The 16,047-nt window shown below is 35.5% G+C and carries 11 protein-coding genes; 9 read left to right on the forward strand and 2 right to left on the reverse strand.

Translation table 11 applies throughout. The features are described 5' to 3' along the window. The first annotated feature begins 34 nt into the window (after positions 1-34). From RB618_RS15115 to RB618_RS15155, 9 genes are all read left to right on the forward strand, one after another. Positions 35-622 carry an RNA polymerase sigma-70 factor gene (locus tag RB618_RS15115; RefSeq protein WP_308069502.1) on the forward strand — a complete coding sequence of 196 codons (588 nt, stop codon included), beginning with the start codon at positions 35-37 and terminating at the stop codon, positions 620-622. Positions 623-711: 89 nt separating this feature from the next. Beyond that, positions 712-1,635, forward strand: coding sequence for a FecR domain-containing protein (locus tag RB618_RS15120; RefSeq protein WP_308069503.1), 924 nt, complete (start codon positions 712-714; stop codon positions 1,633-1,635). A gap of 142 nt (positions 1,636-1,777) precedes the next feature. After that, the gene (locus RB618_RS15125; RefSeq protein ID WP_308069504.1) at positions 1,778-5,155 is read left to right on the forward strand and encodes a SusC/RagA family TonB-linked outer membrane protein; all 3,378 of its coding nucleotides are present in this window, start codon (positions 1,778-1,780) and stop codon (positions 5,153-5,155) included. Positions 5,156-5,162: 7 nt separating this feature from the next. After that, positions 5,163-6,596 (forward strand): SusD/RagB family nutrient-binding outer membrane lipoprotein, encoded by a 1,434-nt coding sequence (locus RB618_RS15130; RefSeq protein ID WP_308069505.1) that lies wholly within the window; start codon positions 5,163-5,165, stop codon positions 6,594-6,596. 11 nt (positions 6,597-6,607) lie between these two features. Beyond that, positions 6,608-8,182, forward strand: a complete 1,575-nt coding sequence (locus tag RB618_RS15135; RefSeq protein ID WP_308069506.1) for a calcineurin-like phosphoesterase family protein — start codon at positions 6,608-6,610, stop codon at positions 8,180-8,182. Position 8,183: 1 nt separating this feature from the next. After that, positions 8,184-9,092, forward strand: a complete 909-nt coding sequence (locus RB618_RS15140) for a glycerophosphodiester phosphodiesterase family protein (RefSeq protein ID WP_308069507.1) — start codon at positions 8,184-8,186, stop codon at positions 9,090-9,092. A 41-nt stretch (positions 9,093-9,133) separates the two neighbouring features. Next, a complete protein-coding gene (locus RB618_RS15145) occupies positions 9,134-9,418 on the forward strand; it encodes a hypothetical protein (protein ID WP_308069508.1) in 285 nt (94 codons plus the stop codon). 228 nt (positions 9,419-9,646) lie between these two features. Continuing rightward, the gene (gene ppk1, locus RB618_RS15150) at positions 9,647-11,662 is read left to right on the forward strand and encodes a polyphosphate kinase 1 (RefSeq protein ID WP_308069509.1); all 2,016 of its coding nucleotides are present in this window, start codon (positions 9,647-9,649) and stop codon (positions 11,660-11,662) included. Between the two features lie 185 nt (positions 11,663-11,847). Next, complete coding sequence (locus RB618_RS15155; protein ID WP_308069510.1) at positions 11,848-12,039, forward strand: hypothetical protein; 192 nt, start codon at positions 11,848-11,850, stop codon at positions 12,037-12,039. 66 nt (positions 12,040-12,105) lie between these two features. On the opposite strand, the gene RB618_RS15160 is transcribed toward RB618_RS15155, so the two are convergent. After that, a complete protein-coding gene (locus RB618_RS15160; protein ID WP_308069511.1) occupies positions 12,106-12,921 on the reverse strand; it encodes a tyrosine-protein phosphatase in 816 nt (271 codons plus the stop codon). A gap of 26 nt (positions 12,922-12,947) precedes the next feature. Further along, complete coding sequence (locus RB618_RS15165) at positions 12,948-15,848, reverse strand: TonB-dependent receptor (protein ID WP_308069512.1); 2,901 nt, start codon at positions 15,846-15,848, stop codon at positions 12,948-12,950. Between the last annotated feature and the right edge of the window lie 199 nt (positions 15,849-16,047).

A 16,047-nucleotide genomic window follows, 5' to 3' on the forward strand; every position in this document is an offset into this window, starting at 1 on the left:
GTCCGTTGCTTTTCATTTGCTTTTTTAATCTCTCATGGAAAAAGATCTTTTGAAAATGCCGGACGACGAACTTCAGAAATTAATTTTTGAAGGAAATGACGCTGCGTTTTCAGTTATTTTCAACCGATATTGGAAAAAACTTTACTTATATGCTTTTAAGATCTATAAAGAAGAAGCAATCTGCGAAGATATTGTGCAGGAAATCTTTATAAGTCTTTGGAAAAACGCCTCTAGCACTGTAATTCTTAATCTTGAAGCTTACCTTTTTAGAGCCGTAAAATATAAGATTGCCAATCAAATTAGAAACTTAAAATTTGATCAGCAGCATATTGAAATAATAGAGAGTATTCCAGATCCGAGCCTGACTATAAACGATTTGGAATACATTGATTTAGAGAGAAATATCAACGAGCAGATCAATAAACTGACTCCAAAATGCAGAGAGGTCTTTCTGCTAAGCCGTATGGATCATTTTACAAATGCTGAAATTGCGGCAAAACTTAACCTTTCGATTCATACTGTAGAGAAACATATCAGCAATGCTCTTAAGCAGCTTCGTTTAAACAATGCGTCTTATAATTATCTTCTTTTTTACTGGGCAGCGTTCTTTTATGTTAACTAAAAAACACTGGTTTTAAGAAAACGTTAAGCCTGCGTTTTTGACTACTTGTTCGATTCAAAAAATGTGACTTGTCTATAAAAGCACATATTTTGAAAAAAGAAATCTTTTTGCAGTTAGCAAAAAAATACGAAGAAGGCAGCTGCACGCCTGAAGAAAAAATGGCCGTTGAATCATTTTTTGATAAGATGCAGGATCAATCATCAGACATAGAATTATCTGATGCAAAAGGAGATGTAATTCTAAATAAAATACTTTTAGAATTACAGGTAAAACCAAAAAAATATACATTCCGAAAAGTATTGAAAATCGCAGCGGTTTTCGTTATCGGACTTTCGATTGCATTTTCTGCAGCTCAATTTATTTTCCAGCCTGCAGTAATTACTCAAATTGCAGCCAAAGGAGAAAAGAAAGAAATTTTTCTTGAAGATGGAAGTGTTATTGTGCTAAACTCAAACAGCAGCATTACGTATCCGGAAGAATTTGAAACTACAAGAAATATTCAGCTTGTAGGGCAAGCTTATTTTAAAGTTTTTAGAGACGTAAAACGCCCTTTTATTGTACAGACACACGACGTAAAAGTTAGAGTTTTAGGAACTTCATTCGACATTAATTCATACAATCATCACGACACCAAAGTAAGCGTTATTACAGGAAAAGTGGAAGTCACTTCACCAACTGGAAAAAAAGTGCAGATTACCAAAAATCAACAGGCCGATTTGATAAAGAATTCAGATTTGCAGATTTCTGAAGAAAATAGTAAAGATAAAATCGCCTGGATTAGTAATACCATCATGCTTAAAAACACGAAGCTTTCTGAAACCGTTAAAATTATTGAGAACTGGTACAATGTAGATATTACAATAGAAGATCCAGAATTAAACAACCTTACTATTTCTGGAAAGTTTAAAGATGAAAAACTGGAAAATGTTCTGGAAAGTATTGCCTATTTGAAAAACCTAAAAATAAATTACACAACTAAAAAACAAATAACTATAAGAAAAAAGACTCCTTAAAAACAAAAAACAAACCCGCTTCCGGTGCAACGGAAACGGGCGATTTAAAAAGACTAAAAATAAAATTTATAGCCTAATAGTAATGAATACGAAACTACAATTTTTTTTCAATAAGTATATAAAGATGAAAAATCTTTACTTAATGATTTTATTAATTTTTTCCTTTAAAGGATTTGCATCAGAACAGTCTGCAAAAGATGCGCAGATAAGTCTTAATCTTAAAGATGCCACAATTACAGAATTTTTCAGAGCTGTTGAACAGAAAACGACCTTTACATTTGTTTTTGATGAAAAGATATCTGGAACATCACAGCGCATTTCAATCTATGCAGAAAAAGAAAGTCTTGATGGAGTGCTTGCAAAAGTAGCTTCTAAAACGGGACTTTCATTTAAAAAACTAAACAATACCATTACTGTTACCCGCAGTCTTCGTGCGCAAATGAATGTGCGAGGAAAAGTTTTGGACGAAAGTGGCATGCCGATGCCAGGGGTGACCATTCTTGAAAAAGGAACAAAAACCAATACAATGACAGATATGGAAGGAAATTTCAGCTTTGCTGTAAATGCCTCTGCTATACTTGTCGTTTCTTATATGGGATACGTTTCTCAAGAGGTTCCAGCGAGCAGTAATCCAATTACAGTTGTAATGAAATTAAGTACAAGCGAACTTAACGAAGTTGTGGTAACTGCTTTAGGAATTAAAAGAGAAGAAAAAAAATTAGGGTTTTCGCAACAGACTATCAAATCTGATAATTTATCGCAGGGAAGACCAAATAACTGGTCATCTGGATTAAAAGGAAAAGTGGCAGGTTTAAGTATAACTTCAACGGGTTCTGGTCCGTTAAACTCACAGCAGATTACGCTAAGAGGAAACAGATCATTAAGCCCGAAAGGAAACTATGCGCTTATTGTTGTAGATGGAGTTCCTGTAAATGCTGAGATGACAACTTCTGGATCAAGTAGTGCTTACATGGGAGAAGATTCGCCAATTGATTACGGAAACGGAATTTCAGATCTTAATCTTGATGATATCGATGCAGTAACGGTTCTTAAAGGTGCAGGTGCAACTGCTCTTTACGGTAGCCGTGCAGCCAATGGAGCTTTAATTATTACGACCAAATCGGGAAAGAAAAACAAAGGTTTAGGAATTTCTTTGAATACAGGAGCAACATTTGATGTGATTCAGAGATGGCCAGATTATCAGTACAGCTACGGACAGGGAACAGGAAATTCACCAGATGCGTCGGGTAATCAATATTATTCTTATGGAACTTCTGCAGACGGAACTTCAACCAGCGGAACCAGCAGTGCTTGGGGACCAGCATTTACAGGTCAGAATTTTTACCAATATGATCCAGCTGTACAAGGACAATCTGCACAAAGAACGCCTTGGCAATCTTACCGAGATAATCGCAAAGATTTCTGGAGAACTGGTGTGACTTTAAATAATAATATTTCTATTCAGGGAGGCGACAGCAAAGGATCGATGCGTCTTTCTGTTGGAAACCAAAAAAATGAATGGATAATGCCTAATACTGGTTTTGACAGAGTTACCGCTGCTGTTAATGCCAACTATCAGGTATCGGACAGAATTAAACTAGGGACTGCAATAAATTACAATACTAGAAATAGTGATAATCTTCCGTCTACGGGTTATAACAATGGTTCTATTGCATATTTTATGATTTTTCAGCAGCCAAATATCGATTTAGATTGGTATCGTCCAATTTGGGTAAAAGGCAAAGAGCAGATCGAGCAGCTGCATCCCTTTAGTTCTTTTATAGACAATCCGTATTTAATTGCTTATGAAGCGACCAATACATTAGACAGCGACCAGATTGTAGGGAATATTTTTGCCAACATTACTTTATCGTCTAATCTGGAATTAATGCTTCGTTCGTCTATGAACACTTACAATCAGACAAGAGAGCAAAAAAGACCTTACAGTATCAACAGATATGCGAAAGGATTTTATGAAAGGCAAGATGTTTTCAAACAGGAAATCAACTCTGACTTTTTGCTTTCTTATAAAAAAGATTTCGGAAATAAATTCTCTCTTGCTGCTTCAGCTGGAGGAAATGCTATGAGTTATAAGTACAGAAGAACAGAAGCTGAAGTAACGGGTTTGGTTGTGCCTGGAGTTTATAAACTTTCAAACGGTTCAAGCGCGCCAATTTTGACTTTGGGTGATGCATATAAAAAAATGAGCAGTTTGTATGGTTTGGTATCGATGTCTTATGCCGATATGCTTTTTGTTGATATTACAGGAAGAAACGACTGGACGAGTACGCTTCCAGTTGAAAATAATTCATTTTTCTATCCGTCGATTAATACAAGTGCGGTGATTTCTGAAATGGTTTCGCTTCCAAAATCAATTGATTTCTTGAAATACAGACTTTCTTTTGCTCAGGTAGGAAATGATACAGAACCGTACAAAACGCAGAAATATTACGGACAAAGTGCTTTTCCAAGTTCTGCGCAGACTTTAACGGTTTTATACAACGACCATTTTAAGCCTGAAATTACAACAAGTTTCGAAACAGGTTTTGAAATCAGAATGTTTAAAAACCGACTTACGGCAGATGCTACGGTTTATGAAAGCGTAACTAAAAACCAGATTATCGATATTCCGATGGATTTTTCAACAGGTTACAGCGGAGCGGTTTTGAATGGAGGTAAAGTGAGAAACCGAGGTATAGAACTTACACTTGGCGGAAAAATTATTGATGGAGAAAATTTCAAATGGAATGCAACGACAAACTGGTCAAGAAACTGGAATAAAGTAATGGAATTGCCAGAAGGAATCGATGGTCAGCAGATTATTGGCACAGGAGGAACGGCTTCTATCATTGCAAAAGTAGGCGGAACAACAAGCGCCATTTACGGTTTCGGATTTGTACGTTCTCCTGACGGTCAGATTGTTTATGATAATGCAGGTCTTCCAGCTTATCCTGAGGAAATACAATATATCGGAGATGCAAGTCCAAAATGGAAAGCAGGTTTAACGAATAGTTTTTCAATCGGAAATTTCACTATGAATGTGACAATTGATGGTCAGTACGGCGGGATTATTTATTCGCAGACACATCACAAACTTTCTGAACAAGGAAAATTAAACTCAAATAGTATGGGTAGAGAAACTGGATTTATCATTGGTGAAGGTGTAGTGCAAAATGCAGACGGTTCTTATTCTCCGAATACAAAACAAGTGAAAACGGCAGATTGGTATACTCGTTACTATCGAAGAGCCAATATCGAATCCAACTCTTTTGATGCTTCTTTTGGAAAACTTCGCGAGATCAGCCTTCAATATAACTTGCCAAAAAGATGGCTGAAAAATACAGGACTTCAGTCGCTTCAATTTTCAATTTTTGGAAGAGATTTAGCAACCGTTTCAGATTTCCCAATTTACGATCCTGAGACAGCAGCATTAAATGGAGACACCATTTTGCCAGGTATCGAAATGGGGCAGATGCCATCTCCAGCTACTTATGGTTTCAATTTAAGTTTGACTTTATAATAAGACAATGAAAAAGATAAAAATTACAGCAATACTATTACTGCTTACAGGACTGACTATTTCTTGTACAGGAGGTTATGAAGAACTAAACGAGAATCCTAATCTTATTACTGAAATAAGTCCGGGCACTTTAATCAATCCGATTATTTACGGAATTGCTTCTCAAAACGCAACACAGAGTGTAGATGTTACTTTCAATCTAATGCAGGTTTCGCTTCCTTTTCCGAGTATCTCGGGAGGTTTGCACCGTTATGACGTAAGTAACAATATTGGAAACTCAGCGTGGAATAATTATTACAAATGGCTCAACAATATTAGAGAAATGCGCATGGCTTCAGTAAAAGCGGGAGACGGCAATTATGAAGCAGTTGCGTTAACGCTAAATGCGTTGGTGTATGCTAATCTTACTGATCTTTTCGGGCCTGTTCCTATGACCGAAGCAGTAAGCGGAGAAGATGGCATTTTGTATCCAAAGTATGATACGCAGGAGTTTATTTATGAAACAATTTTAACCGATTTAGAAAGAGCCAATACGCTTTATGATACAAGTAAAGCTATGATTTATACAGAAGATATTTTGTTTCAAAATAATGTTCTGAAATGGAAGAAGTTTACGAATTCTCTTAAAATGAGATTGCTGTTAAGAGTTTCAAACAGAACAGAAACGGGAGCTTTTGCAAAATTGGCTTATATGGCAGATCATCCTGAGATTTATCCTGTTTTTACCAATACAGCCGAAAGTGCTATTTTGAAAGTAACAGGTGTTTCTCCAAATGTTTCTCCGTGGGGAAGACCACAGGATTTTAACTTGAATATAAAAATGGCTTCCTTTTTTATCGATAATTTGAATACGTTGGAAGACCCAAGAAGAGCTATAATTGCAACGGGAGCAACGGCTTTGGTAACCAATGCGCCAATTGGATTTAAAGGAATTACGAGCGCTTATGCCGGTTCAGATTCGCAGTTCAAATACAATGCTTCGACACTTTTGAATGTTCAGGCACAAAACCCGATGCAGATATTTCTCTTAACGTATGCCGAAGTTGAATTTATCAAAGCAGAATTAGCGCAGAGAGGGCTTATCACCGATGCTGCTGGACATTATGAAAAAGGTGTTAGAGCCGCGATTGAGCAAGTAAAAGCGACAACTCCCATTACTTATTTTAACAAACCAGAAGCACAGTATAACGGAACATTAGAAAGAATCATGCTCCAGAAATATTACGCCTTATATTTTACAGATTACCAGCAATGGTTTGAATACCGCAGAACAGGATTTCCTGTATTGCCAACAACAACTGCAATGTTAAACAATGGAGTTATGCCGTCAAGGTTTACTTATCCAGACAATCAGCAGATTAAAAATACTGAAAATTACCATAAGGCAGTTGAAATGGTTGGAGGAGATAATATCAATACTAAAGTTTGGTGGGATAAATAAAATTAGAAAAAATGAAAAAGACATTTATATATAGCGCTATGTTGTTTTGCGGAGTTTTAACAGCGCAGACAACCGTAAAAGGAATCGTATTTGAAGATTTAAATCAAAACGGAAAAAAAGAAAAAAAAGAAAAAGGAATTGCAAATGTCGCGGTTACAAATGGGCGTGAAGTTGTTTTGACCGATAAAAAAGGAAACTACCAATTGCCGCTTCAAAGTGATGCTATAATTGCTGTAATCAAACCTTCGGGATACAAGATTCAGGTTAATAAAGATAATTTGCCTCAGTTTTTCTATAATTATAAACCAGCTGGTTCTCCTAAAGGAAAGTTTGAAGGAGTTGCTCCAACAGGAAAATTACCAGAATCTGTAGATTTCGGATTGCTTCCGCAGAAGGAAACCAATGATTTTACGGCGCTTGTTTTTGGAGATCCGCAGCCCTATAATCTGGAAGAAGTTGATTTTTTTGCCAGAGGAATTGTAGCGGAAGTTGAAGGCATTAAAAATATTCCGTTTGGATTAAGTATGGGAGATTTGGTTGGAAATGACCTTAGCTTATTCAATCCGTATATTCAGGCGGTAAAGAAAGTAGGAATTCCGTGGTATAATCTTTTAGGAAATCACGATTTAAATTTTGATGCCAAAGCAGATAATCTGGCAGATGAAACCTATGAAGCTCATTTTGGTCCTGCCAATTATGCTTTCAATTACGGAAAAGTTCATTTTATTGTTTTGGACGATGTTTTGTATCCAGATCCAAGAGATCATGAAGGATATTGGGGAGGTTTTACAGAAGAGCAGATGCAGTTTATAGAAAATGATTTAAAAACGGTTCCAAAAGACAATTTAATTGTAATGGCGTTCCATATTCCGATAAGTGAGCCGGACAGCAAAGATGATTCATTTAGAGACGAAGACCGCCAGAAGTTATTTGAATTATTGAAGGATTTCCCAAATACACTTTCACTTTCGGCACACACCCATTTGCAGAGACAAGATTTTTTCGATAAAAAAGACGGCTGGTTACAAGAAACGCCACATCATCATTACAATATCGGAACAACATCTGGAGACTGGTATTCTGGAAAATTGGATGAAAAGGGAATTCCAATTTCGGTTATGCGAGACGGAACTCCAAAAGGCTATGCTTTTATTCATTTTAATGGAAATAAATATACGGTTGATTACAAAGCAGCAGGAAAACCAGCAGAGTATCAAATGAAAGTTTTTGCTCCAAAAGTCGTAGCGAAAGGAAAACGTACCAAATCTGGTGTATTTGCCAATTTTTTTATGGGAAGTAAAAAAGATAAAGTGGTGTATCGCGTAGATCAAGGAGAATGGAAAGAGATGAATTACGTAGAAGTAGAAGACCCATCGTATGTAGAGTTGGTTTACGAATGGGAATTGTCTGAAGTGCTTATGCCTGGAAAACGTTCATCAGATCCAGAAAAAAGCACGCATGTATGGAGAGGAAATATTCCTTCTGACCTTGCTATTGGCGAGCATGCTATTGAGATCAAAGCTACTGATATGTTTGGCAAAACGCATTCGGCAAATACCACTTACAGAATTGATAAAGTGAAATAAAATGCTAAAAATCAAAAATATATTCTTTGTTTTAACGGCTATACTATGGTCATGTTTCTGTAATAGTCAAAACGCAATTGCATCAAAAAAAGCTATTGAAGTGCAGGGACATCGCGGCGATAGAGGGAATTTTCCTGAGAATTCAATTCCTGCTTTTCTCAGTGCTGTAAAAAAAGGTGCTGATGTGGTAGAATTGGATGTCGTAATTTCTAAAGACCAAAAAGTAGTCGTTTCTCATGAACCTTTTATGTCTTCGCAATATATGACCGATACTGAAGGAAAGCCAATTGCAAAAGACAAAGAAAAGAGCTATAACCTTTATGAAATGACATACGATAGCATTAGAAAGTTTGATGGCGGTTCAAGAGCAAATACAGCTTTCCCGATGCAGCAGAAACAAAAAACATACAAACCTCTGCTTTCAGAAGTCATTGATAGTGTTGAACAGTATATTGCCAAGAACAATTTAAAACCAGTACGATACAATATCGAAATCAAATCTGAAAAAGCGGATTATGGAAAAAGACAGCCAGAACCTGAGGCTTTTACTGATTTGGTGATGAAAATCATAAAAGAAAAAGGTGTCGAAAAAAAGATCAATATTCAGTCTTTTGATCCGACAGTTTTAAATGTAATGCACAAAAGATATCCAAAAATAAAAATTGCGTATTTGGTTGGAGAAGGCAGTATAGCTGAAAATCTTTCTTTACTTGATTTTAAACCTGAGATTTACAGTCCGCATTATAAATTGCTAAACCAAGCAGAAGTCGATTCACTTCGATTGATGAAGATGAAAATCATACCATGGACTGTGAATGAAGATGCGGCGATTGACAATATGATACAGCTTCAGGTAGATGGAATTATTACGGATTATCCTGAAAAAGTATTAAAAAGAAGGGCACTTTAAAACTTTGTAAAAATTAATTAAACTATAGAATAGTATTGAAAATGAAAGGAATAGATTTAAGAGAGCACCGAACTCTTGCTGCAGCCTTTGATAAATTTGAAGCCTTATCTTCTGCCTTTCCAGATGTTCTGGAACAGTCACAGGAGAATGATGTTCGTGCGGCAATGGAGTCTCTGGACGGATTGCATAAAAAGTATCAATCGCTATTTCATGAACTTCAAAAATGCATTGAAGAATATGAGTACAAGAAAAAGACGGTTCGTGCGGCAATTAATAAAGCGAATAGAAAACTATCTTGCGAACCAGTCAGGAGAACAGCGGGCTAAATTGGTCTATTTCTTTTTTTATTTAAAAATATCATAGTTGTAAGACCTCTAAGTTTTAAAAACTTAGAGGTTTTTTTATAGAAATTTTACAGGATAAATGTATTTTCTGTAAATGCCATATTAACTTATGGTTAAAAGCTAATTTTATTGAAGAATAAATGACGTTTTATGCCTGAAATTTACGAAGTTAGTATTGCTATTTCAGTTTTAACCATCAAAACATAAAACGTGCAAAACCACCTTATTCCTTCAGAAATCTCATGGCTTTCTTTCAATAATTGTATTTTGGATGAAGCTGAAGACTTAAATAATGCAGTATACGACAGAATTAAATTTTTGGCTATTCATTCTTCTAATTTAGATGAGTTTTTCAGAGTCAAAATAAATAAGCTGCAAAAAAAGAATAAGAAAAATACCCATCTTTTAGAGAATGTTTTAAGGGAGGTAAATCTGCAGCAAAATAGATTTGGAAAAATTTGGAGTTATTCCATTTTAACTGAATTGGCTCTAAATGACATCATTTATTATGAATATCAGGAACTGCTGCCAGAACATTTAGAAGAGATCGAATACTACTTTAAAAGCATTGTTTTATCTTATATTCAGGTTGTTTACATCACTTTTAATCAGCCTAAAACCTATTTTTTGAATAATCGAAGTTTATATTTTCTGGTAAAATTAAAAGACAGGAAAGGCAATTATAATTTTGCATATTTAAATATTCCTTCAGATAAACTGGATCGTTTTAAGCAGCTTCAAAGCATAGAAAATTCAAACTATATTATTTCAATTGATACTATAATCAGAAAATGTTTATCATTGATTTTTCCGGAAGAAAAAATCATTTCGTGCAATGCTATAAAATTAAATAGAGATGAAAATTATTTAATTGAAGACGAAAACACAGGCGATTTAATAGCCAAAATTGAAGAAAAAATCGAAGAACGCAAACGGGGTTCAGCAACAAGATTTCTATACGATTCCAATATGGATGCAGATTCATTTTCTATCTGCAAAAAAGCCTTTAAACTTTACAAAAGTGAAATGATAAAAGGCGGGAGCCATCATAATTTTTTTGATTTATTTAAATTCCCAAATCCAGTTAAGCCAAAATTGAATGGAGCAAATTATCCAAATCTTCCGCATCTGCCTTTTGAAAACAAAACTTCGATTTTTGATGCCATAAAAAAACACAATCAATTACTGCATTTCCCTTATCAGTCGTATTATTATGTGCTTCAGTTTTTTAATCAGGCCGCAATAAATAAAAATGTTACGGAGATTAAAATTACGCTGTATCGCATTTCTTCTCAATCTTTAATCGCAAATGCTTTAATCAGCGCTGCAAAAAACGGCAAAAAAGTAACCGTTTTTGTTGAAGTAAAAGCACGTTTTGATGAACATAATAATTTGTACTGGTCTAAAGAAATGAAAAAGGCAGGAATTAAAATTATTCAAAGCCTTCCCAATTTAAAAGTGCATGCCAAAGCCGCCATGATTACGGTCAAAGACAAATATGGTAACAAAAAGAATTATGCCTACCTGTCAACAGGAAATTTTAATGAAAGCACAGCAAATATCTATTCGGATTTTGGTTTTTTTACAGCAGAAGCTGCCTATACAAATGATTTAAAGAAGGTTTTCTCATTTTTAAAAACCAAGAAAAAAGGAACTGAGCCAAAGCAAATTTTAGCTGCGGGTTTTAATATGAAAGAAAGGCTGCTCGAATTGATAGATGCCGAAATAAAAAATAAAAAAGCAGGAAAACCAGCATCAGTCTTTTTAAAAGTAAACGGATTGGATGAGAGAGATATCATTGACAAACTTATTGAAGCAAGCAAAGCGGGCGTAGAAGTGATATTAATCGTAAGAGGAATATGCACGCTTTTGCCAGGAATAAAAAAAATATCAGAGAATATAAAAATCTATCGTATTGTGGATATGTTTTTGGAGCATTCCAGAATTTACAAATTTGCCAATAACGGTCAGGAAAAAATCTATTTATCTTCTGCAGATATGTTAAGCAGAAATTTAAACAGAAGGATAGAAGTGGCTTTTCCATTATATGATGAAAAGCATATTGAAGAGATAAATAAAATAATTCAGATGCAGTTAGAGGATAATAGCAAAAGAAGGACTGTAAATAGCGATGGCAATAATGAATTGGAAATTGAAGATAATGAAACTCAAAGACGCGCACAGACAGATATTTACAATTGGATAGCTGAACGCAACAGATTATAGTTTGATTTTACATTTTATTAATAATAAGCAAATGAAAGGTCCAGCCAAGGTGGATTTTTTTAAATTTCTTGATGATTCTTTCAAACAGCTATAATGTAATTTTAAATTCTGCCACATAGAAAAGCAAATTGTATTAGATAACTTTGATATTGAAAAATCATGACTAATACACTTTAATTTGCTATATGAAAACAATCCAATTCAGAACAGATGATCTAACCCAATACACGGTAAATATTGGGCAAATTACTTGTATGTTTCCAGCAGAAGAAGCCAAAGGCACTTGGATTTACCTGAGTTGCGGCACCCGATTAAAAACGCTGCTTGTTCTTGAAGCTGTGTTTGAAATGATTAAGTATGCTGAAAATGAAAACTAAATGCTAGGATAAAAAAAAGCGATTGAATAAATCAATCGCCTTCATCAAAACAACAACTTGAAAATACTATTTGGTATATTTTTTTCTTAGAAGATTTATTTCTTTTGGGCCAATTCCCATTTCCTGCTGCAAAAAGTTCTCGACACTTCCGTACTGGGTTTTGATGCCTCCAAAGAAAGAACGGATTAGTTCTGGCTTTAATGCCATTTCATTTTCAATCTGTACTTCTGTCAGACCGCTCATTTTAGCAAGAGGAGCCATCATTCCTTTGTTCATTTTTTTAAGATATACATTTGAAGCTACATAATCTTCTTCGATGGTTTTTTCAGGCACATTTAAAACATACAAAAATAAAGCAGTTGCCATACCAGTACGATCACGTCCTCCTGTACAATGGTACATTACGGCTTCTTTTTTATCGGCAGTTAAAAGTTTTACAAATAACGGACGGAATCTGTCACCACTGTATTTTACGGCATCCACGCCATAAAATTTTTCAAGAAAACCGCCTTCTTTCAAAAGCTTAACCATTTGCGCCGGATTTGGAATACTGTCGCTTCCAGCTGGACTCAAAGTATAATCTGTATTCTGTGGTAAACGGTCTGGCGCCGCTTTTGATTCGGCAACACCTCTAAAGTCAACCACAGTATGAATTTTCTTTTTATCTAAAAGTTTTATATCCTCTGGAGTTAGTTTATCAACGCCCGCACTTCTAAATACTTTTCCCCATACAACCTCTTTTCCGTCTGTAGTTTTGTAACCGCCAACATCTCTAAAATTTAATGCGCCCTTTACAGGAACTAATCTTTTTATACTGTCTGTAAGTTGTGCGTTTGCTAAGGTTTGCACCAAAATAGCAGCTAATAATACTGTTTTTTTCATTTTATTTCCGATTAATTTATTTGTTTTTAAAATATGTCATAACGCAATCCTGCCTGTCCGCGGCTTCCGTACCATTCTTGTGAAGTAACACGCTGTTTATTGTCTCCCATATACATTTTTACTGGAGAATCGCTCAAGTTGTTTAACTCAATAAATACTTTAAGCTTTTTGTTAATGTTTACCGTTGCTGAAGCATCAATGGTGAAATTGGAGTCTGACCAGATGTAATAATCAGGACCCAATTGCTGATTTATAGTTTCTACAGAATTTCCTCTGTAATTACCCGCAAGACGAACCATTACGCCATTTCTTTCGTAAAAAAGAATCGCATTGAATAAGTTTTTCGATTGGTTTGGCAGACTTGTTTTATCGTTAACAGTAGTAGTTCCGCTAACACGAGGCACTTCAGTTTTTGAGTCTAAAAACGTATAATTGAACTCAACTCCAAATCCGCTCCAGAAACCATTTAAGAAATCAAATCTTTTATTAATTCCAGCTTCAAATCCTATTAATGAAGCTTTGTTTAAATTCTTTGCCTGAGTAACCATATAATCTTGTCCATCAATATTCTGCATGCTCATATCTGTAAAAACGACATCAGTAATATTTTTATAGAAAGCGCCTCCAGATATAATACCTACATTGTCAAAATAATATTCTCCCATTAAATCATAATTATTACTGAAAGTGGGTTTCAAATCTGGATTTCCCTGTGTAATAGTCATAGGAGATGAGGTTGTGTTTGTAGAACTTCCCGGTGTCATATCGCCAAAATTTGGGCGAACAAATGTGCGTGTATAAGCTGCACGAAGATTTGATTTTTCTGTTAATTGATATTTCAAATGCAGCATAGGGAGAAACGAATTGTAATTGTTTTCTACCACTGACGGACTTAAAGTAATTACCGCAGGAGTTCCTGTAGTAGTGGCTTTAGTTCCGTTTAAAGTCATAGCAGTATATTCGTTACGAATACCTCCAACTATTTTTAATTTTTCTGTAGCATCAATTTCTGCCATAGCATAACTTGCAATTACGTTTTCGTCACCAGTATAAAAAGCAGTTGCGTTTGTTTTTGATGTAAAATCCATAAAACCATTGGCTGTCTGGAAAGGTTGTCCAAACATATCAAACAATTGATTTTTAGTTAATGGGTTTACAATGAATTGGCTGAAATCGCCATTCATATTTCCGAAAAATTTGCTTCCGCTCGGGAAACTAGTTGTCTGCAAATTTGAAAGTGGCACTAAAGCTGGTGAATTCGGAATTCCCACGGCAGCTCCCGGAAGATATACGTAATTAGATCCGTAAGAGTTTGTTCTATCTTTATGACGGTATTTTGCTCCAAATTTTAAATTAACTTTTGAGCTTGCTTCGACCTTTAAATTTACTTGTGCAATCTGATCTCTTTCGCTGTTATTAAGCTGTGCTATCACCAACTGATTTAATAATAGTTTTGAAGGATCCATAACTTCATTTGGATTTGCAAGACCTGTTTCAAAATTTTCTACAGTACCACCAACTCCATTAGGCGAATCAAATCCCCAATAGCGTTTTCCATCGCTAGAAAGATTATCAAAACCTCCAGTTATTTTTTGGCGGAAAGTTGCAATAGGAAGCCCTTTGTTAACAGATGTTGGAGGAGTATCCAAATAATATTCTGATTTATGATTGCTGTAGCTCCAGTCCAGTTTGAATTTTTCGCTCATCTGATGTTCTCCGCCAACTTCAAAACCATTCAAAGCAGTCTGATAATGCGAGTATCTATAATTGTATTGAAAGCGAGTATTGGTGTAATCAATATAAGATTCATAAACAGGACGAATGTCATCAAACTTATTTACCATTCCTCTAAAGAATATTTTATCAGATGGAGTCAATTTGTATTCAGCACCAACATTTAATCCTTTAGTTTCACGTTCACCCATGTAACGTTTAAAAAGAACGGTATTAAGCGAATTTTTCTGCTCCACAATAGATGCTCCTGTATTGTAAGTTGCTGCAAATTCATCAGAACCCCATTGTCTGCTCCAGATTGCTCCAGAAACGATCACTCCAAGCTTGTTGTTAAAGAATCGGTCTCCGTATGTTACAGATCCATTATACGTTCCGTTCTGGCTGAATGTATTATAACCTCCAGCAGCACTCACATTCAATACACGTTTTGACGGAGCTGTTCGTGTAATAAAATTGATCGAACCTCCAATGGCATCTCCTTCCATATCAGGAGTAATGGCTTTTGCTACCTGAACATATTGAATCATTTCTGAAGGAACTGCGTCAAGTACAGACGAACGGTTTCCCATCACATTCGAACTAGGAAGACGATTTCCATTAAATAGAGTAGAAGTCCATGCAAAAGGAGTTCCTCTTACAGTTGCCTGATCTGCTTCGCCATGATAGCGGGCAACAGCAACTCCCTGCATACGCTGCACTGCTTCGGCAGCGTTACGGTCTGGCAGTTTTCCAATAGCATCTGCCGCCATAACATCCATAATTGCCAATGAATTTTTTTTAATGCTGTAAGCTTTAGCCTGAGACGGCGCCATTGTACCTTTTACTACAATTTCTTTAAGTGCGGCAGAACCGTCTGCTGCCATCTGAATAAAACCAAGATCATTAATGCCTTTTACCAGATTGATTGTAATGGATTTTGTTTCAAATCCGATATAACTGATTTCAATAACAGCTTCTCCTTCCGCCGGAGCAGTAAGCGTAAAGGCGCCCTGTAAATCTGAAACAGCCGAATTGTTAAATGATTTTCCAATAATATTAGCGGTTGGCAGCGTTCCCGCATCGCTTGTAATAACTCCTTTTATGGTCTGAGCATCTGCAGACAAAGTACCGGCTGCAAGAAAGGTTGCGAAAAGCAATTTCTTCAATATTTTTTCTTTTCTGAACAATGATTTTAGAATAATTTTAGTTGTCATGTTTAATAGTTTTTCTGCAAAGATTGCGGCGAAATAAACTATGAAACGACTTTGTCGATCTAAGACTACTTTTTAAAAGTGCCAATCTTTTTATTTTAGTATAAAGTACTGATTCATAGTGTTTTGGTTTTTGTTATTAAATTGTTACGAATCAATTGTTTTGCAATTGCTAAACATTAATTTAACAGCCTGATACTAC

Origin of the sequence: Flavobacterium sp. LHD-85 (assembly GCF_030929595.1) — a bacterium.
GTDB lineage: Bacteria > Bacteroidota > Bacteroidia > Flavobacteriales > Flavobacteriaceae > Flavobacterium.

What these genes read in the sequence shown, in the direction of transcription:
- RB618_RS15115 (WP_308069502.1), top strand. Translation starts at nt 35, where the DNA reads ATGGAAAAAGATCTTTTGAAAATGCCGGACGACGAACTTCAGAAATTA.
- RB618_RS15125 (WP_308069504.1), top strand. Translation starts at nt 1,778, where the DNA reads ATGATTTTATTAATTTTTTCCTTTAAAGGATTTGCATCAGAACAGTCT.
- RB618_RS15130 (WP_308069505.1), top strand. Translation starts at nt 5,163, where the DNA reads ATGAAAAAGATAAAAATTACAGCAATACTATTACTGCTTACAGGACTG.
- RB618_RS15135 (WP_308069506.1), top strand. Translation starts at nt 6,608, where the DNA reads ATGAAAAAGACATTTATATATAGCGCTATGTTGTTTTGCGGAGTTTTA.
- RB618_RS15140 (WP_308069507.1), top strand. Translation starts at nt 8,184, where the DNA reads ATGCTAAAAATCAAAAATATATTCTTTGTTTTAACGGCTATACTATGG.
- RB618_RS15145 (WP_308069508.1), top strand. Translation starts at nt 9,134, where the DNA reads ATGAAAGGAATAGATTTAAGAGAGCACCGAACTCTTGCTGCAGCCTTT.
- RB618_RS15155 (WP_308069510.1), top strand. Translation starts at nt 11,848, where the DNA reads ATGAAAACAATCCAATTCAGAACAGATGATCTAACCCAATACACGGTA.
- RB618_RS15160 (WP_308069511.1), bottom strand. Translation starts at nt 12,921, where the DNA reads ATGAAAAAAACAGTATTATTAGCTGCTATTTTGGTGCAAACCTTAGCA.
- RB618_RS15165 (WP_308069512.1), bottom strand. Translation starts at nt 15,848, where the DNA reads ATGACAACTAAAATTATTCTAAAATCATTGTTCAGAAAAGAAAAAATA.